Source organism: Aliiruegeria haliotis (assembly GCF_003003255.1).
Lineage (GTDB): Bacteria > Pseudomonadota > Alphaproteobacteria > Rhodobacterales > Rhodobacteraceae > Tropicimonas > Tropicimonas haliotis.
Genome location: NZ_PVTD01000008.1, coordinates 151,293 through 167,855 on the forward strand (window position 1 = coordinate 151,293; position 16,563 = coordinate 167,855).

Genomic DNA, 16,563 nt, shown 5'->3' on the forward strand with positions numbered 1-16,563 from the left:
TTGCCTCACCAGCCCAACGGAGACACCGTTATGACCTCGACACGAGCCATCCGCAGATCCGCGCTGCTTGTCAGCGCTGCGATGGCCCTCGGGCTTTCCGCCCTTGGAGCCGCTGCGCAGGACAAGCCAAAAGACCACGCCGACGGCCCCGCCGCCGCCTACGAACCTTCCATGACGACCCTCGGCCAGTTGCAGGTCGAGATTCCGGGTCGCAAGGAAGGCGACCCGGTGATGACAGCCGACGAATACCAGAAGGCCAACCAGATCTACTTCGAGCGTTGCGCCGGTTGCCATGGCGTGCTGCGCAAGGGCGCGACAGGCAAGCCGCTGACCACGGACATCACCCGTGAAAACGGTTTCGAATACCTGCGCGACTTCATCAACTACGGCTCGCCGGCCGGTATGCCCAACTGGGGCACCTCGGGCGACATGACCGAGGAAGAAGTCCACATGATGGCCCGGTACATCCTGCTCGACCCGGCCGCGCCGCCGGAGTTCGGCATGCCCGAGATGCGGGAGTCCTGGAACCTGATCGTGGCGCCGGAGGATCGCCCGAAAGAGAAGATGAACGACATCGACATCGACAACCTGATGTCTGTCACCCTGCGCGACTCCGGTCAGATCGCCCTGATCGACGGGGCAACATACGAAATCCACGGGATCATCGACACCGGGTATGCGGTTCACATCTCCCGCATTTCGGCCTCCGGTCGCTACCTGTTCGTGATCGGTCGCGATGCCCTGGTCAACATGATCGACCTGTGGATGGAAACCCCGGCAACGGTCGCCCAGATCAAGGTCGGCTCCGAAGCCCGCTCCATCGAGACCTCCAAGTTCGAGGGCTACGAGGACAAGTACGCGATCGCTGGTTCCTACTGGCCGCCGCAGTACGTGATCATGGACGGCGACACGCTGGAGCCGCTCAAGATCAAGTCCACCCGCGGCATGATCTACGACGAGCAGACCTTCCACCCGGAGCCCCGCGTGGCGGCCATCGTGGCCTCCCACTACAAGCCGGAGTTCATCGTCAACGTGAAGGAGACCGGCAAGATCCTGATGGTCGACTACTCGGACATCAAGAACCTGAAGGTCACCGAAATCGAAGCCGAACGCTTCCTGCATGATGGCGGGTTCGACAGCTCCAAGCGCTACTTCCTGACGGCTGCCAATGCCCGCGGCAAGGTTGCGGTCATCGACACCAAGGAAAGCGCGTTGACCGCGATCCTGGAGACGGATGGCGAGACCCCGCATCCGGGCCGCGGCGCCAACCTCAACCACCCGACCTTCGGTCCGGTCTGGGCGACCTCGCATCTCGGCGACGAGACCGTGGCGCTTATCGGTACCGATCCGGAAGGCCACCCCGATCAGGCGTGGAAAGTCGTGCAGCAGCTCTATGCGCTTGGCGGCGGCTCTCTCTTCGTGAAGTCGCACCCCGACTCGAACCACCTCTATGTCGACGCCCCGCTGAACCCGGATGCCGAGACCTCGGGTTCGATCGCGGTCTTCAAGGTGGATGAACTGACGGCCGAAGAGCCCGAGTACATCACCCTGCCGATCGTCGAATGGGCCGAGATCGCCGAAGGACAGCCCCGCGTTGTGCAAGGCGAGTTCAACAAGGAAGGCACAGAGATCTGGTTCTCCGTCTGGAACGCCAAGGATCTGGAATCGGCCATCGTTGTCGTCGACGACAAGACGCTGGAGCTGAAGCACGTGATCAAGGACGAGCGCCTGATCACGCCGACGGGCAAGTTCAACGTCTACAACACCCGGTCTGACGTCTACTGACCGAACGTTTGCCAACCAAGGGGCGGCAGCTGCCGCCCCTCACCCAAGCCAGCCATCGCACATTCGGGAGAGCGTCATGAGCAAGCAAGGCAAGGTCTACCTGATCGGAGCCGGCCCCGGAGATCCGGAGTTGCTGACAATGCGCGCGATGCGAATGCTGCAAGATGCCGACGTGGTGGTCTATGACCGACTTGTTTCCGACGACGTCCTGTCGCTCGCTCCTGACTCCGCGGAACGCATCTTCGTCGGCAAGGCTCCGAACAATCATTCAGTGCCACAGGAACAGATCAACGCCATTCTTGCCGGGCTGGCCCTGGACGGACACGTCGTCGCCCGGCTCAAGGGAGGCGACCCGCTGATTTTCGGCCGTGGTTCCGAAGAAGCCGCCCATCTTTCCGATCTCGGGATCTGCGTCGAATACGCGCCCGGGATCACCGCCGCACAGGGTGCCGCAGCCTTTTCCGGTGTTCCCCTGACCCATCGCGGCCTCGCAACAGGGGTCCGTTACGTCACGGGTCACCGCCAGGCCAATGGCTCGCTGGACCTCGACTGGAAAAGCCTTGCCAGCGAGGAAACTACGCTGGTCGTCTACATGGGCGTCGCAAACATCGGCCAGATCGCGATGCGCCTCATCGCAGAAGGCCTGCCGGAAAGCACGCCCGTCATGGCGATCGAGAATGCCACCTGCCACGATGAAAGGCGCCTGTTCTGCCGCCTCTCGACCATCGTGCCAGAGGTGCGTGAAGCAGGACTGGAAGCGCCGGTCCTCTTCGTCATTGGCCGGGTCGTGTCGCTGAGTTCCGAATGGACCGACACGAGCAATGCGACGCTGATCGCCACCCCGGAAGTGAAAGTGGCCAATGCGTAGCCTGCTTGTGCTCCTCCTTGTCGCGGGCGCGGCGCATGCCGGCGGGGCACCGGATCCCGAGGCGCTGGAACACCTTGTGAAACAGGATTGCGGATCCTGCCACGGCCTGACGCTCAAGGGCGGGCTGGGTCCGGACATCCGGCCTGAAGCGATTTCGCATTTCGATGCCGAAACCCTTTCCGAAGTCGTGCTTGACGGAATTCCCGGCACGGCAATGCCACCATGGCGTCCGCTGATGTCGGAGGCCGAAGCGGCATGGATCGCCGAATACCTTCTGACAGGAGAGCACCCATGAAACGTCTGTTCGCCCCGGTGCTGATGTCGATGGCGTCCATCGCCGCCGCAGACACAATCGTCGCCACCGGAGATCTAGGCCTTGTGGTCGAGCGGGCCGAGGGCAGTTTGCTGCTGGTTGACCAGAGCGAACGCGCCGCCATTGGCCGCATCGAGGGCTTGGGCGATCTCTCCCATGCCAGCCTCGTCTATTCACCTGACGAGCGGTTTGCATTCGTGTTCGGGCGGGATGGCGGCCTGTCAAAGGTCGATATCGTGGAGCAAGAGGTCGTGGCCCGCGTCATGCAGGCCGGGAACTCGATTGGCGGCGCCATCTCCGACGACGGTACGCTGGTCGCCGTATCCAACTACGAACCCGGCGGCGTGCGGGTCTTTGACACCGAGACGCTTGAGATGGTCGCGGATATTCCGACAGGATCCAAGACCATAGGACTTGTGGATGCCCCCGGTCGCCGCTTTGTCTTCACGACTTGGGACGAGGGCGAGACCTGGATCGCGGATTTCTCCGCGGGCGACCCGGCGATCACCAAGGTCGTGGGCATGGGCGCGAATCCCTATGATGCCCTGATCACGAGCGATGGGCGCACCTACATCACCGGCCTCTTTGGACAAGACGGGCTGACGGCGCTGGACCTCTGGGATGCCACCCCGGAACCGACCCCGGTTCTGCCGGGCTACGGCCGAGGCCAGGAAGATCTGCCGGTCTACAAGATGCCGCATCTCGAAGGTTGGGCGAAGGCCGCCGGAGAATTCGTGCTCCCGGCTGTTGGCCATCACCAGGTGCTCTGGGTCGACGCAACCACCCTTGAGGAGACCGGTCGGACGGACACCCATGGGCAGCCGGTGTTCGCCATGGCCCGCCCTGACGGGCGCCAGGTCTGGGTGAATTTCGCGCACCCGCTCAACGATACGATCCAGGTGATCGACACCGTCAGCAAGGAAATTGTCCACGAGTTCAAACCGGGGCCGGCGGTTCTCCACATGGAATTCACCCCGCGTGGGCACGAGGTCTGGATCTCGGTCAGGGACGCCGGAAAGGTGATGATCTACGACACGCAAACCTTCGAGAAGCTGCGGGAAGTCGAAGCAGACAGCCCGTCGGGCATTTTTTTCACCGCCCGCGCCCACAGGACCGGGTTGTGAAAATGGACCGCATCGCCGACCCGCTCGACAATCGCCTGCTCGACGAATGGCAGCGCGACCTGCCGCTGGAGCCTCGCCCCTTTGCACATATCGCCGCCGCGCTGGAATGCAGCGAGGAAATGGTCCTTCGACGGTTACGATTCCAGGCCAAGGAAGGACGGATTACCCGTGTCGGGGCGACCTGTGCGCCAAACACGGTATCGGCCAGCACGCTTGCGGCCGTCGCCGCTCCCTCGGACCGGATCGAGGACGTCGCCGCCATCATCGGGCGCCAGCCGGGGATCAACCATTCCTATCTTCGGGAAGATCGGTGGAACCTCTGGTTCGTGGCGACCGGACCCGATCGTGCGCATATTGACACCGCCCTGGCCGAGATTGCCTATCAGACTAGCCTGCGGGTTCTGGACGCGCCGCTGCTTCGGCCATTCAACATCGATCTCGGGTTCAGAATGACCGGCGGCTGCCGGAAACCCCGTTGCCCGCGGCCGGTCCGGGTGGACGCCATCCGCCCCGGAGATCGGGAGTTGCTGCAGGCGCTGTCGGAGGGAATGCCCATCACCGAGAGGCCCTACATGGAGATCGCAAAGCCGCTTGAACGGTCCGAAGGCGAGATCATCGACCGGATCGCGGCCTTGCAGGATGCGGGTATCATCACACGACTGGGCGTGATCGTCCGCCATCGTGCGCTTGGCTGGACGTCCAATGCCATGGTGGTCTGGGACATTCCGCCAGAGGGGGTCGATGCCGCCGGGCCGGCGCTTGCGGCCCACCCCGGGGTGACCTTGTGCTACGAGCGACGCCCGGAACCTGTGCTCTGGCCCTACAGGCTGTATTGCATGATCCACGCCAAGACCCGGAGCGATGCGATGGAGATCCTGGCCGGTGCCGCCCGACTGCCGGAGCTTGCTGGCATCCGCCACCGCGTCCTCTTCTCAAACCGCTGTTTCAAGCAGACCGGCGCGATGATCGTGCCCGAAAAAGGGGTCGCGGCATGACTACCTGTCCCGACGAGATCGACAAGTCGCTGATCAACAGGTTGCAGGACGACCTCCCTCTTGAAACGCGTCCCTTTGCAGCCATCGGGCGCGAGTTGGGCCTTTCGGAAGAGGAGGTCCTGCAACGGGTTCATCGCCTGAAGGAGGATGGAATCCTCACGCGTTTCGGACCGTTTTTCGATGCTGCAGCGCTTGGTGGGGCGTTCTGCCTCTGCGCCATGTCGGTCCCCGCGGTGCAATTCGACGCGGTCATGACCAAAGTCAATGCTCACCCCGAGGTCGCCCACAATTATGAACGCGAGCATGCGCTGAACATGTGGTTCGTGCTCGCGACAGAGAGCGCCGGGGAAATCGCCTCCGTGGCCAGACGTATCGAAGCGGAGACCGGTTTGGAGGTCCTGCTCTTTCCAAAGGAGCGTGAGTTCTTCATCGGATTCAGGGTTGCAGCATGAAACCGGACGCAATCGACAGAAAGATCATCGAGGCAACCCAATCCGGCTTGCCACTTGTCGCGGCGCCATTCGCCGCCGTAGCCGCGCAGCTCGGACTCGCCGAGCGCGAAGTGATCGATCGGATCGAAACGCTCAAGCGCGCAGGCGTGATCCGCCGGATTGCGGCTGCCCCCAACCACTACAAGCTTGGGATGACGGCCAACGGCATGTCTGTCTGGGATGTCGACGACGCGCAAGTTGACCTCCTTGGCGAGAGCATCGGGGCATTGCCCTTCGTGTCCCACTGTTACCGCCGTCCACGTGCGCTCCCCGATTGGCCCTACAACCTGTTTGCAATGGTTCATGGCCAAAGCCGCGCTGAGGTCCACGAGAAATGCGTGGAGATCGCCGGGATTCTGGGAAAGGCCTGCACACGCAACGACGTGCTGTTTTCCTCGCGGATCCTGAAGAAAACCGGTCTGCGCCTGCGCCGGAAGGAGGACTGAATGTTTCGCCTCACCGAGTACATGAAGCAACTCGTGGAACCGACCCCGGTGCGCCGCCGCGCAAACGGGCCGGTGAAGCCGGTCGTGATCTGGAACCTGACCCGGCGCTGCAACCTGCGATGCCGTCACTGCTATACTGTTTCGGCCGACGTCGATTTCCCGGGCGAACTCACCCACGAGCAGGCCATGGAAACGCTCGAAGATCTCGGTCGTTTCCGGATTCCGGCTCTGATCCTCTCTGGGGGTGAGCCGCTGGACAGAAAGGACCTGTTCGAAATCGCCGAGACCGCACGCCCCATGGTCCGGATGCTGGCGCTATCGACAAACGGGACCAAGATCCATGGGGAGAACGCGGATCGCGTGGCGGAGATCGGCTTCGACTACGTCGGCATCTCAATCGACGGGATCGGAGCGACGAATGACTGGTTCCGCGGCGTCGACGGCGCCTTCGACGACGCCCTGCGCGGCGTGCGGGAGTGCAAGAAACGGGGTATCAAGGTCGGCCTGCGGTTCACCCTGACCGAAGGGAACCACCAGCACCTGCCGGACTTGTTGAAGCTTTGCGACGACGAGGGCGTGGACAAGTTCTACCTCTCCCATCTCGTCTACGCCGGTCGTGGCGACAAGCACCGTGGCGAGGATGCGGCACACCTGCGGACCCGTGCCGCGATGGAGATGCTGTTCGACCGCGCATGGGTTGCCGCAGCCGAGGATATGCCGCTCGATATCGTGACCGGAAACAACGACGCCGATGCGGTCTTTTTCCTGAAGTGGGCGCAGCGGAATTTCGACGACGTGCGCGTGGCCCATCTGCGCCGCCATCTGGAGGCCTGGGGCGGAAACTCCTCGGGGCTTGGGGTCGCGAACATCGACACGCTCGGCAATGTGCACCCCGACACCTACTGGTCCGACTACACGATCGGCAGCGTCAAGACGGCGCGCTTCTCGGATCTGTGGACCGGCGACGATCCGATGCTGGCGCAGCTTCGCACCCGTCCACGCCCGCTCAAGGGGCGCTGCGGGGCCTGCCGTTTCAAGGAAGTTTGCGGCGGCAACACCCGCATTCGGGCCTTGCAACTCACGGGCGATCCCTGGGCCGAAGATCCCGCCTGCTATCTTGGCGATGACGAGATCGGCGTCGAGGCCGGCGATCGCCTGTCTGTCACCCCCTTCCGAGGCAAGAGCCATGATCCCGAGCATCGCTTCCTTTGACGCCGGACAGCGGCGCAGGCACCGCGCCTTCCTGTCCCGGATCAAACCATTGCTCCTTGCAAGCTGCGTGTTTCTGGCGCTCCAGCCCGTCGCAGGTGCCGCGGATCCCGCCACGGACTATCAGGAGCTTTGCGTGGAGTGCCACGGCGCATCGCGTCTGGGCGGGATTGGCCCGGCGCTCATTCCCGAAACGCTGAAACGGATGCGCGGACCAAATCTCGAGTCGGTGATCCGCGATGGCCGGGACGCGACCCAGATGCCCGCCTTCTCGGAAGAACTCGACAGCACGCGGATCGCGGAACTCGCCGCATTCCTGAAGACACCGCTGGCAGAGATCCCCCCCTGGGGAGAGGCCGAGATCACGGCCAGTCGGGAGATGGTCGAAAGCTACGCCCCCGTTGACCGGCCGATCTGGGCCTCCGACCCGATGAACATCACACTCGTGGTGGAAACAGGAGACCACCATGTGAGCGTGCTGGATGGGGACACGTTCGACGTGCTCGACCGGTTCGAGACGCCCTTTGCCGTTCACGGTGGCCCGAAATTCAGCCCCGACGGGCGCTTTGTCTTCATCATGTCCCGGGATGGCTGGGTCCAGAAATACGACCTTTGGGCCCTGGCCGAAGTTGGGCGCGTGCGCGGCGGTCTCAACAGCCGCAATATCGCCATGAGCCATGACGGGAAATGGCTGGCGCTGGCGAACTACCTTCCGATGACATTGACGATCCTCTCGACGGAGGATCTGTCCGTGGTGAAGGTCATGGATGTCGTGGCCAAGGACAAGACGCCAAGCCGCGTCTCGGCGGTCTACCAGGCACCGCAGCGCAAATCCTTCATTCTCGCCCTGAAGGACGCGGCGGAGATCTGGGAAGTGGCCACCGATCCGGACGCCGAACCAATCTACGAAGGCTTCGTGCACAGTCGCGAAAAGGACATGGTCGAGGCCATTCCCTCTTCCGAGGGCCTGTTCGCTCGACGCCGGATCGAGGTCAGCGAACCGCTCGACGATTTCTTCTTCGACGACGACTACCGCAACCTTGTCGGCGCATCCCGCGACGGCGTCCACGGTGTCGTGGTGAACCTGAACGTGGGCCGGGAGATCGCTGAACTGCCGCTCGAAGGAATGCCGCACCTCGGTTCCGGGATCAGCTGGGACCGCGACGGGCGTCGGGTCATGGCCACACCTCACCTCAAGGAAGGCAAGATCTCCGTGATCGATACAGAGACATGGGACAGGATCGCTGTAATCGAAACCGAGGGCCCGGGGTTCTTTCTGCGCAGCCACGAGAACACGCCGTATTTCTGGGCCGATGTCTTCTTCGGGCCGAACAAGGACGTGATGCATGTCATCGACAAGCAGAGCTTTGAAATCGTGAAAACCCTGCGCCCGGCCCCCGGCGCCACGGTGGCGCATGTGGAGTTCACCCGCGACGGCAGCCGCGCGCTGGTGTCGGTCTGGGAGGATGACGGCGCGGTGATTGTCTACGACGCCAACAGCCTGGAAGAACTGGAACGCTTGCCAATGCGGAAACCTTCGGGGAAATACAATGTCTGGAACAAGATTACCTTTTCAGAAGGCACAAGCCATTGAAGCGCTGATCGTTGCGCATGGTCAGCCGTCCGACCCCGGACCGGCTGAGCAAGCGTTGCGGGAGATAGCCGACAAGGTCGCGGCCATGCTTCCAGGCTGGCACGTTCAATCAGCCACGATGGCGGCCCCCGGCGAGCTCGAGCGCGTGTTAGAGCAGGCGACAGACACGCCGTTCGTCTATCCGCTCTTCATGTCAGACGGCTGGTTCACAGAAACGGCCCTGCCGGCACGGCTGGGCATCGCACGCGACCGCGTCCTGTCGCCGTTCGGCCTGTCCGCACGCCTGCCAGTCCTTGCCACGCAATCCTTGTCGTCGATCGCCCGCGATCAGGGGTGGCAGCATCAGTCTACCGAGATCCTTGTTGCCGCGCACGGATCGGCCTCAGGGCGTGAGAACCCGGCCAGCCGGACCTATCGTTTTGCCCATGCGCTTTCGCTACTGGCACCGTGGCAGCGTGTCCGCGTCGGGTTCCTCGAACAGGATCCACTGCTGTCGGCGGTCGCCGCGAATTGCGGGCACAATACGATCTGCGTTCCGTTCTTTGCAGCCGACGGGTATCATGTTGCCTGTGACATCCCCAACGACCTTCGTGCCGGTGGCTTTTCGGGCGTTATCAGCAAATCGGTCGGGCGCGCCGACTATGCCCCGACGCTCATCGCCGAGGCACTGCAAGGCGCGATTCTGGAGAATGCGGCATGACGGAAACTGATGGTCGGTGGTCGGTCGGGAAGCTCGCCGTGCTGCTCTACCCCTTTGCCGCAGCCGCTGTTGCCATCAACCTGTTCCTGCTCAGCCTGATGGGGCAGGCCATCGGGCTTCAGGCCATCTCGCCCGTGTTGTCGATCTGGCTCAGCATTCCCCTTGGCATTCCCGCCGGCTGGTTCGCGGCGAAATGGGTGCGGGGATTGATGGACGAGGCAGACGGCCGCCGGGGCGACCCGAACGAGGAATAGGCGTTCGGGACGACTGTCGCCTCGCTTAACCAATGCGGTCGTCACACAACCCGCCCGGCGTTCCGATCCCGACCGCTTTGCAGCCACCGTGCTTGCCCGGAAAGCAAGCGGATCAGACCGCCTCCCCCGCATCTAGCCTGCTCAGGAACGCCTCGGCCTCCCGAAGGATCGTATCCCGGCGCTGCGGCTCCATTCTGTCCCATGTCCGGTACATCTGCCCCATGCGGGGATTTGCGGAGAACCGGTCCCGATGGCGATCCAGGAAATGCCAGTAGAGCAGGTTGAACGGGCAAGCCCCCTCGCCCTGCTTTGTCTTCACCGAATAGTGGCACGCGCCACAGTAGTCCGACATCCTGTCGATGTAGTTGCCCGACGAGATGTAGGGTTTGGTTGCAAACAGCCCGCCATCGGCAAACTGACTCATTCCCAGCGTGTTCGGAGCCTCGACCCATTCGAACGCGTCGGCATAGACAGCCAGATACCACTCGTGAAGCTGTGACGGATCGACCCCGGCGATCAATCCGAAGTTGCCGGTAACCATGAGGCGCTGGATGTGATGGGCGTAGGCTTCCTCGCGGGTCTGCGCAACGGCCTCGGACAGGCACTTCATGTCAGTCCGGGCACCCCAGTAGAGGGCCGGCAGGTTGCGGCCATGACCAAGGCGATTGACCTGGACGTAATCTGCCCCCTCACGGAAGTAGATCCCACGCACGAACTCCCTCCAACCGATAATCTGCCGAATGAACCCCTCTACCGCGTTCAGTGGGGCATGGCCCGATTCCCAGGCCGCCTCCGCTTTCTGGCAGACGTCCAATGGGTGCAGCAGGCCGATATTCAGGTAGGCGGAAATCAAGGAATGGTAGAGGAACGGGCGGCCCGACAGCATGGCGTCCTGACAGTCACCGAAGGATGGGAGCGCCGTTTCGATGAAATGCTCAAGGACGGCCTCGGCTTCGGCATGATCCGTCGCCATGCCAAAGGGCCTGAGATCGCCGAAGTTTGCGCCGAAGCGGGATTCCACAAGATCGAGGACCTCCTCCACCACTGCGTCCGGTTCAAAGCGAAGTGGCTGTGGCAGGAAAAGGTCATCCTTTGCGGGCTTTCGATTGTCGTGGTCATAGTTCCACTTTCCGCCGGCGGGGGCGCCCTCCTCCATCAACAGCCCGGTGCGCCGCCGCATCTCGCGGTAGAAATACTCCATCCGCAACTGCTTGCGCCCGTCTGCCCAGTTTTCGAAATCGGCGTGGCTGGCGATGAAGCGGTCGTCCTCGACCATCTCGATGCCTAGCGGAACGGATTCCAGCGCCTCGATGAGGCGCCACTCGCCCGGGATCGTGGCCAGAACCCGCGTCGCCCCCGTCTCGGAGGCCCGCCGCAGGATCTCGCCCGGGATCGAGCCCGCATTTTGGGGGTCGTCAAGACGCGTGTAGGCGACCTGCCAACCGTCCCCGCGCAAACGTTCCGCGAATTTGCGCATCGCGGCGAGGACAATTGCGATTTTCTTCGGATGATGCGGGACATACTCCGCTTCGGCGCCGACTTCTGCCATCACGACGAGATCGCGCGACTTGTCTGCGCGCTGAAGCGCTGCGATTTCGGGCGTCAATTGATCCCCGAGAACGAGAACAAGCTTCACCACGGCACCTCTGCACCGGACCAATCAAAAAACCGCCCGGTCTGCTCCGGTCCGAGCCCGTCGATCACCCGAAGGAGGTTTTGTGCCGCCACCTCGGGCGACACCATGGGATGGCCGGAATAGCCTTCCGTGAAGGGCGTGGCCACGGTTCCCGGATGCAGCGACACCACGGCCGCGTCGCGGTACTTGCGCGCAATCTCGATCGCAGCCGTGTGAACGATCTGGTTGGCTGCGGCCTTTGAAGCACGGTAGGAATACCATCCCCCAAGGTCGTTGTCGCCGATCGACCCGACGCGGGCGGTCAGCACGGCCACGACCGAGTGCCCTTTGCGAGGCAGCAGGCGTGGGACATGCCGCAGCAGCAGGGCTGGACCGATGGCGTTGGCTGCCAGAACCTGTGCCATATGATCCGCCGCCACCTGGTCGAGGGATTTCTCCGGAGCGGCATCTGGCGGCGCGAGAATGCCCGTCCCGATAAACACGAGATCGAAGGGGCCGCTGAGCGCGCCCAAAACAGCCTCAACCGAGGCCGCGTCTGTCACGTCCAGCCCATCATCGCGCCGCGACAGCCCGGTCGTCTCCACGCCGCGTGCGGACAATTCGCCCGCAACGGCCGCGCCGAGCCCGCCGGATGCCCCTATGACAAGCGCCCTTTTCATCTCGCACTCCTTCGTTTCAAGCTTGGACCTAGTGCCGTCTCGGGGGAAGAAAATGAAAATTCAGTGTCTCAAGGAGGATCGAGCCGGAAGAGTGCGTCGAACGGACATGTGACTCTCAACTGCCCGGAGATGGAAGCGCGGTTTGGCAAACCAATCAACCGCGAGGCTTTTTCCGGTAGCTTCCGACGATACTTCCGATCATGACGGCTATGTAGAGCTCGCCGACGACGGCCTCCAGCCCCGCCATGGCTCGGGCGAGCGGATGCACGGGCAGGATGTCGCCGTAGCCAAGCGAGATCAGCGGACAGCACCGGGGAATTGGCCGAGGTGAAGGCGAATGGAACACCCGCAAACATCCCTCTCATCGAAATTGCGTTTCGACTGCCGGGGAGCGGATGGCCGGAAATGGCGAGTCCGGCGCAAGATTCACCTCGGGATCGACGAAGAAACGCTGGGGGTCAGGGCTGTCGAGGTCACCGGCAGCAGCGTGGGCCTCCCCTCATGGTTTGGAAGCAAACCACTGCTGGACAGGGGATTCATTGCTTGAAATTCCTGGGACAACGCATCGCGGCGCGGGACAGTGACCGCCAGGTTGCCGAACTCCAGGTCGGTATTGCCGTGATCAACGGTTATCCCACCCTCGGCACATCTGTCACTGAGGCCAAGGGATAGGTGTGTTTGGGAAAATGGGAAGTCCGGCCGTCATCGGATTTGTGCAACAGAGCCCTCTACTGGCAAAAGGGGTGAGCAAGCGGCAGGCAGCAAAAGAGTTAGGGATATCAGAGCGATCTGTATATCGGACAGTCGGTCAGTAGTACCCGACAAAAGTAATCGAAATGAAGACAATGTTATTAGCCTACTTCACCCATCATCCTCTTTAGGGATGGAAAACCTGGGTGACAAACGTGGGTGACATTCTGTCGCCGCGATTGGGAATATTGCTTAATATCATTGCCTTAAAGCACGCTTGAGCGTCTGGCGGAGAGACAGGGATTCGAACCCTGGGTGGGCTTGCACCCACAACGGTTTTCGAGACCGCCCCGTTCGACCACTCCGGCACCTCTCCGCGCTCCCGTGGTCAGGGTGGGCGCGGTTTAGTTCGCTTGGAAGCCCAGTTCAAGAGGAATCTTGGCGCCTGGATGCTGGCGTATTTCTTAGGGCTTGGCATTGAGGGGCCGAGCGCGCTACCGAGGAGAAATCGTGCAACGGAGTAGGCCATGATCCTGAAATCGATCGCCCTCGTCGTCGGTCTGGCGGTTCTGTCCGGACCGGCCACGGCTCAGGTCACCGAGGCTCCCCAGCGCTCAACGCCTGAAGAAAGGGACCGCGTCCGGCCACTGTTCGAAGCGGCGGGTCTACCCGAGTTGCTCGACGTGATCCGGAAAGAGGGTCTCACTCATGCCGAGGACCTGAAGGAGGAGCTGTTTCCCGACCGCGGCGAGGCAACCTGGCCCGCTTTCGTGTCCGCGGCCTATGATGTGGACCGCATGGCCGCGATCCTGCTGGATAACCTGGCAGCGGAGTTCGAGCCATGGCACGTGGACCCGCTGATGGATTTCTTCACGTCCGATCTCGGCGAGCGGATCGTCAGGTTGGAGGTTTCGGCGCGAGTGGCCCTGCTTGAGCCATCCGTCGAGGACGCCGCGAAGGACATATTGTCTGCGATGCGATCGACTGGGGATGCAAGACTGGGCGTGCTGGAAGACTTTGTCGCGGCGAACGACCTGTTGGAAATGAATGTCGCAAGCTCCCTGAACGCCAACTATGCCTTCTATTCCGGGCTTGCCGGTGCGGGTGTCATGGACCACTTCCCCGGCGAAGGCGAGATGGTGCAGGAAGTCTGGCGCCAGGAGCCGGAAATCCGTGCAGAGACGGAAGAATGGCTCTTTGCCTTCCTCGCAATGGCCTTCCAACCGCTGAGCGACGAGGAAATCAACACCTACTCGGAGTTGTCGCTCTCCGAAGCCGGGCGGCGGTTCAACAGAAAGCTCTTTTCAGCCTTCGACGAGCTCTTCCAGACGGTATCTTACGATCTCGGCCTGGCCGCGGGACGGTTCCTGGATGGGGAGGATCTCTGAACGGGCGAGCCCAATGTGGCACCCTGGTCGGGCACGATCCGGTGTCAGGTCCGCCGTATGGAATGCGGCGCATATCCCGACCCATGTTTTCCTTGACTTTGCGAACGAATACGCTCATACGGCGCCTTCCTGTCCGGGCAACCGTGTCAGGGTCGATATCAATACGCCCGTTCGAAGGGCGCGCTGTCCGAGGTGCCGGAATGCCGGTGCAAACACCCGATTGCGGGGGCCGAAGGAACGCGGAAGCCATGAAGGAATGACCCATGTTTGCGGTCCTCAAGACCGGCGGCAAGCAATATCGCGTCCAATCGGGCGATGTTCTGCGCGTCGAAAAGCTGGCAGCAACTGCCGGCGAAACCATTCAATTTAATGAAGTTCTGATGGTTGGCTCCACCGTGGGTGCGCCGCTCGTCGATGGTGCGGCCGTGCAGGCCGAGGTTCTCGATCAGATCAAGGGCGTCAAGACCATCAACTTCGTCAAGCGCCGCCGGAAGCACAGCTCCAAGCGGACCAAGGGCCATCGCCAGCAACTGACCCTGCTGCGGGTCACCGACATTCTCGAATCGGGCGCTGACAAGTCCGGCGTCAAGGCCGCCGTGGGCGCAGGTTCCGTTGTGACCGAAGCACCCGCTGCCAAGGCCCCCGCGGCGAAACCCGCGCCGAAGAAGGCTGCCAAGCCCGCACCGGCTGCTGAAGCGCCCGCCGCCGCCGCTGACGACCTCAAGAAGCTCTCGGGCGTTGGCCCGGCGCTGGAGAAGAAATTGCTCGCAGCCGGCATCACCTCGTTCGCGCAGATCGCTGCCTGGACCGAGGAAGATGTCGCCCGCTTCGACGAAGAGCTGTCCTTCAAGGGCCGCATCGAGCGCGAAGGCTGGGTCGAGCAGGCCAAAGAACTGGCCAACGGCTAAGCACAGGAGACAAGCGATATGGCACACAAAAAAGCAGGCGGTTCATCCCGTAACGGTCGCGACTCCGCAGGTCGCCGCCTCGGCGTCAAGAAATACGGCGGCGAATCCGTCATTCCCGGCAACATTATCGTTCGCCAGCGCGGCAACAAGTGGTGGCCGGGCGAAGGCGTAGGCCAGGGCAAGGATCACACGATCTTCGCAACAGCCGAAGGCGCCGTGACATTCCACAAGGGCCTGAAAGGGCGCACCTTCATTTCGGTGCTTCCTGACGCGGAGGCCGCCGAGTAAGCCGAACCCAACCGGGTTAACACCTTTTCAAGGGGGATCGGCGAAACAGCCGGTCCCCCTTGGCGATTCACTCAAAAGGGCACGAACATGACTGTCGCATTGCGCAACAGCCTTGAGAGCTTCGTCACGCCGCTCTGGCGCAGGCGTCGTTCCGTCGTGCGCCCGGTCTTCTGGGCGATGTTCTGGGCCACGCTCGCGCATGCCACGTGGATGGCCTTCAAAGTCGGGCAGATGCGCCTGCAACCCGATGCCATCGCCACGGGTTTTCCGGGCTTCATGTTCCGTCTCGTGATTCGGCCGCTTGAATGGCTGATGCAGTCGCTGCACGGGCAAGAACCCTCGCTGCTTCTCTTGCAGGCGGGTCTTGTGGTGATCATCTGTGGTGGGACAGACCGAATGGTACGCAACTGCACCGGCGCCTGGGGAGGGGTCCGGGACAGCAGAAATCTCTTTTCGCTTCCCAGGAGGAGGGAAACGACATGCAACTGAATTCCATTACCGGGCAGTCGGTTGTCCGGGCAGCACGTGTCACGCTACGCCCGCTTCAGAAGTCCGATATCGGTTTGCTGGAACTCTATGCAGGGGACGAACGCGTCGCCATGGGGACGCGCTCGATCCCGCACCCGCTGCCGCCCGGCGCGGTCGAAGCCTTCGTGACGCGTTCGCAGGCCGACGACCGTCGCGAAGACGTGTGGGCGATGGACGGGACTGCGGGCGGACTCGGTGAGCTGGTCGGCGTCATCTCGCTGGCCCGCATGGAGGACGCCCCCTCGAAGTCGGAGATCGGCTACTGGGTCGCGCCGCTTATGTGGAACACCGGGCTCGCTTCGGAGGCTGTTCGCGCGCTGCTCGACACCAATCCACAGGATTGCGAGACGATCTTCGCAGAGGTGTTTCAGGACAACGCCATCTCGGCGCGCGTGCTGACCAACGCGGGGTTCGAGTACCTTGGCGATGCGGAAACCTATTCAGTTGCCCGTGGCGCGAACGTCCCAACCTGGACCTACCTTCGGCGGCTTCGCTGATCCAGCGTCAACGGTACGCTCTTTTGCCTGCCGGGCGAACGCCGCCCCCTCGCGCAACGCCTTTGAATGGCGTGGCGCGAGCTTCCCTTGGCCGACGGCCCCATCGCCACTTGGAGGCACTTGCGGGACAGATTTCCGCATCTCCGGCGCCCATGGTCACCCCACCCGGTGCTGCACGGTCGATTGCGTG

At 62.6% G+C, this 16,563-nt stretch carries 20 protein-coding genes, 1 tRNA gene and 1 pseudogene; 18 read left to right on the forward strand and 4 right to left on the reverse strand.

Annotation, left to right across the window (positions count from 1 at the left end):
- The first annotated feature begins 30 nt into the window (after positions 1-30).
- From CLV78_RS17550 to CLV78_RS17600, 11 genes are all read left to right on the forward strand, one after another.
- Positions 31-1,785, forward strand: a complete 1,755-nt coding sequence (locus CLV78_RS17550) for a nitrite reductase (protein ID WP_106206449.1) — start codon at positions 31-33, stop codon at positions 1,783-1,785.
- Positions 1,786-1,861: 76 nt separating this feature from the next.
- Entirely contained in the window at positions 1,862-2,653 is a 792-nt protein-coding gene (gene cobA / locus CLV78_RS17555) for a uroporphyrinogen-III C-methyltransferase (protein WP_106206451.1), read from the forward strand.
- Entirely contained in the window at positions 2,646-2,948 is a 303-nt protein-coding gene (locus CLV78_RS17560; RefSeq protein ID WP_106206453.1) for a c-type cytochrome, read from the forward strand. The genes cobA and CLV78_RS17560 overlap by 8 nt, the downstream gene beginning before the upstream one ends.
- The gene (locus tag CLV78_RS17565; RefSeq protein ID WP_106206455.1) at positions 2,945-4,090 is read left to right on the forward strand and encodes a cytochrome D1 domain-containing protein; all 1,146 of its coding nucleotides are present in this window, start codon (positions 2,945-2,947) and stop codon (positions 4,088-4,090) included. Before CLV78_RS17560 ends, CLV78_RS17565 begins: the two co-directional genes overlap by 4 nt.
- Positions 4,091-4,092: 2 nt before the next feature.
- Positions 4,093-5,085, forward strand: coding sequence for a siroheme decarboxylase subunit beta (gene ahbB / locus CLV78_RS17570; protein ID WP_106206456.1), 993 nt, complete (start codon positions 4,093-4,095; stop codon positions 5,083-5,085).
- Positions 5,082-5,537, forward strand: a complete 456-nt coding sequence (locus tag CLV78_RS17575) for an Lrp/AsnC family transcriptional regulator (RefSeq protein ID WP_106206458.1) — start codon at positions 5,082-5,084, stop codon at positions 5,535-5,537. The genes ahbB (CLV78_RS17570) and CLV78_RS17575 overlap by 4 nt, the downstream gene beginning before the upstream one ends.
- A complete protein-coding gene (ahbB, locus tag CLV78_RS17580; protein WP_106206460.1) occupies positions 5,534-6,022 on the forward strand; it encodes a siroheme decarboxylase subunit beta in 489 nt (162 codons plus the stop codon). Before CLV78_RS17575 ends, ahbB (CLV78_RS17580) begins: the two co-directional genes overlap by 4 nt.
- Entirely contained in the window at positions 6,023-7,234 is a 1,212-nt protein-coding gene (gene nirJ / locus CLV78_RS17585) for a heme d1 biosynthesis radical SAM protein NirJ (RefSeq protein WP_106206462.1), read from the forward strand.
- Positions 7,209-8,825, forward strand: a complete 1,617-nt coding sequence (locus tag CLV78_RS17590) for a nitrite reductase (protein ID WP_106206464.1) — start codon at positions 7,209-7,211, stop codon at positions 8,823-8,825. The genes nirJ and CLV78_RS17590 overlap by 26 nt, the downstream gene beginning before the upstream one ends.
- Entirely contained in the window at positions 8,782-9,525 is a 744-nt protein-coding gene (locus CLV78_RS17595; RefSeq protein ID WP_106206466.1) for a CbiX/SirB N-terminal domain-containing protein, read from the forward strand. The genes CLV78_RS17590 and CLV78_RS17595 overlap by 44 nt, the downstream gene beginning before the upstream one ends.
- The gene (locus CLV78_RS17600; protein ID WP_106206468.1) at positions 9,522-9,779 is read left to right on the forward strand and encodes a hypothetical protein; all 258 of its coding nucleotides are present in this window, start codon (positions 9,522-9,524) and stop codon (positions 9,777-9,779) included. Before CLV78_RS17595 ends, CLV78_RS17600 begins: the two co-directional genes overlap by 4 nt.
- Positions 9,780-9,891: 112 nt before the next feature.
- Here CLV78_RS17600 and CLV78_RS17605 read toward each other — a convergent pair whose 3' ends face one another.
- From CLV78_RS17605 to CLV78_RS17615, 3 genes are all read right to left on the reverse strand, one after another.
- Positions 9,892-11,418, reverse strand: coding sequence for a cryptochrome/photolyase family protein (locus tag CLV78_RS17605; protein ID WP_106206470.1), 1,527 nt, complete (start codon positions 11,416-11,418; stop codon positions 9,892-9,894).
- Positions 11,412-12,074 (reverse strand): SDR family NAD(P)-dependent oxidoreductase, encoded by a 663-nt coding sequence (locus CLV78_RS17610; protein ID WP_106206472.1) that lies wholly within the window; start codon positions 12,072-12,074, stop codon positions 11,412-11,414. The genes CLV78_RS17605 and CLV78_RS17610 overlap by 7 nt, the downstream gene beginning before the upstream one ends.
- 154 nt (positions 12,075-12,228) lie before the next feature.
- Positions 12,229-12,420 carry an ion channel gene (locus CLV78_RS17615; RefSeq protein WP_106206474.1) on the reverse strand — a complete coding sequence of 64 codons (192 nt, stop codon included), beginning with the start codon at positions 12,418-12,420 and terminating at the stop codon, positions 12,229-12,231.
- Between CLV78_RS17615 and CLV78_RS24575 the strand changes: the two are divergent.
- Both CLV78_RS24575 and CLV78_RS24960 read left to right on the forward strand, forming a co-directional pair.
- Positions 12,401-12,746: pseudogene (locus tag CLV78_RS24575) on the forward strand (hypothetical protein); the annotation flags it as partial. The gene CLV78_RS17615 and the pseudogene CLV78_RS24575 overlap by 20 nt on opposite strands.
- 14 nt (positions 12,747-12,760) lie before the next feature.
- Positions 12,761-12,889, forward strand: coding sequence for a helix-turn-helix domain-containing protein (locus CLV78_RS24960; protein ID WP_425427964.1), 129 nt, complete (start codon positions 12,761-12,763; stop codon positions 12,887-12,889).
- Between the two features lie 161 nt (positions 12,890-13,050).
- Here CLV78_RS24960 and CLV78_RS17625 read toward each other — a convergent pair.
- A tRNA-Ser gene (locus CLV78_RS17625) sits at positions 13,051-13,140 on the reverse strand.
- Positions 13,141-13,291: 151 nt separating this feature from the next.
- On the opposite strand from CLV78_RS17625, the gene CLV78_RS17630 reads away from it, so the two are divergent.
- From CLV78_RS17630 to CLV78_RS17650, 5 genes are all read left to right on the forward strand, one after another.
- Positions 13,292-14,152 carry a DUF2059 domain-containing protein gene (locus CLV78_RS17630; RefSeq protein ID WP_106206476.1) on the forward strand — a complete coding sequence of 287 codons (861 nt, stop codon included), beginning with the start codon at positions 13,292-13,294 and terminating at the stop codon, positions 14,150-14,152.
- A gap of 263 nt (positions 14,153-14,415) precedes the next feature.
- Positions 14,416-15,060: a 50S ribosomal protein L21 gene (locus tag CLV78_RS17635; protein WP_106206478.1), complete on the forward strand. Its 645-nt coding sequence runs from the start codon at positions 14,416-14,418 to the stop codon at positions 15,058-15,060.
- 18 nt (positions 15,061-15,078) lie between these two features.
- A complete protein-coding gene (rpmA, locus tag CLV78_RS17640; RefSeq protein ID WP_106206480.1) occupies positions 15,079-15,348 on the forward strand; it encodes a 50S ribosomal protein L27 in 270 nt (89 codons plus the stop codon).
- Positions 15,349-15,435: 87 nt separating this feature from the next.
- Complete coding sequence (locus tag CLV78_RS17645; protein ID WP_106206482.1) at positions 15,436-15,837, forward strand: hypothetical protein; 402 nt, start codon at positions 15,436-15,438, stop codon at positions 15,835-15,837.
- Complete coding sequence (locus CLV78_RS17650) at positions 15,828-16,373, forward strand: GNAT family N-acetyltransferase (RefSeq protein WP_106206484.1); 546 nt, start codon at positions 15,828-15,830, stop codon at positions 16,371-16,373. Before CLV78_RS17645 ends, CLV78_RS17650 begins: the two co-directional genes overlap by 10 nt.
- The last annotated feature ends 190 nt before the right edge of the window (positions 16,374-16,563 follow it).

Bases quoted from the DNA above. Each gene is read 5' to 3' on its own strand.
- CLV78_RS17550 (WP_106206449.1), top strand. From the start codon at position 31: ATGACCTCGACACGAGCCATCCGCAGATCCGCGCTGCTTGTCAGCGCT.
- cobA (WP_106206451.1), top strand. From the start codon at position 1,862: ATGAGCAAGCAAGGCAAGGTCTACCTGATCGGAGCCGGCCCCGGAGAT.
- CLV78_RS17560 (WP_106206453.1), top strand. From the start codon at position 2,646: ATGCGTAGCCTGCTTGTGCTCCTCCTTGTCGCGGGCGCGGCGCATGCC.
- CLV78_RS17565 (WP_106206455.1), top strand. From the start codon at position 2,945: ATGAAACGTCTGTTCGCCCCGGTGCTGATGTCGATGGCGTCCATCGCC.
- ahbB (WP_106206456.1), top strand. From the start codon at position 4,093: ATGGACCGCATCGCCGACCCGCTCGACAATCGCCTGCTCGACGAATGG.
- CLV78_RS17575 (WP_106206458.1), top strand. From the start codon at position 5,082: ATGACTACCTGTCCCGACGAGATCGACAAGTCGCTGATCAACAGGTTG.
- ahbB (WP_106206460.1), top strand. From the start codon at position 5,534: ATGAAACCGGACGCAATCGACAGAAAGATCATCGAGGCAACCCAATCC.
- nirJ (WP_106206462.1), top strand. From the start codon at position 6,023: ATGTTTCGCCTCACCGAGTACATGAAGCAACTCGTGGAACCGACCCCG.
- CLV78_RS17590 (WP_106206464.1), top strand. From the start codon at position 7,209: ATGATCCCGAGCATCGCTTCCTTTGACGCCGGACAGCGGCGCAGGCAC.
- CLV78_RS17595 (WP_106206466.1), top strand. From the start codon at position 8,782: ATGTCTGGAACAAGATTACCTTTTCAGAAGGCACAAGCCATTGAAGCG.
- CLV78_RS17600 (WP_106206468.1), top strand. From the start codon at position 9,522: ATGACGGAAACTGATGGTCGGTGGTCGGTCGGGAAGCTCGCCGTGCTG.
- CLV78_RS17610 (WP_106206472.1), bottom strand. From the start codon at position 12,074: ATGAAAAGGGCGCTTGTCATAGGGGCATCCGGCGGGCTCGGCGCGGCC.
- CLV78_RS24960 (WP_425427964.1), top strand. From the start codon at position 12,761: ATGGGAAGTCCGGCCGTCATCGGATTTGTGCAACAGAGCCCTCTACTG.
- CLV78_RS17630 (WP_106206476.1), top strand. From the start codon at position 13,292: ATGATCCTGAAATCGATCGCCCTCGTCGTCGGTCTGGCGGTTCTGTCC.
- CLV78_RS17635 (WP_106206478.1), top strand. From the start codon at position 14,416: ATGTTTGCGGTCCTCAAGACCGGCGGCAAGCAATATCGCGTCCAATCG.
- rpmA (WP_106206480.1), top strand. From the start codon at position 15,079: ATGGCACACAAAAAAGCAGGCGGTTCATCCCGTAACGGTCGCGACTCC.
- CLV78_RS17645 (WP_106206482.1), top strand. From the start codon at position 15,436: ATGACTGTCGCATTGCGCAACAGCCTTGAGAGCTTCGTCACGCCGCTC.
- CLV78_RS17650 (WP_106206484.1), top strand. From the start codon at position 15,828: ATGCAACTGAATTCCATTACCGGGCAGTCGGTTGTCCGGGCAGCACGT.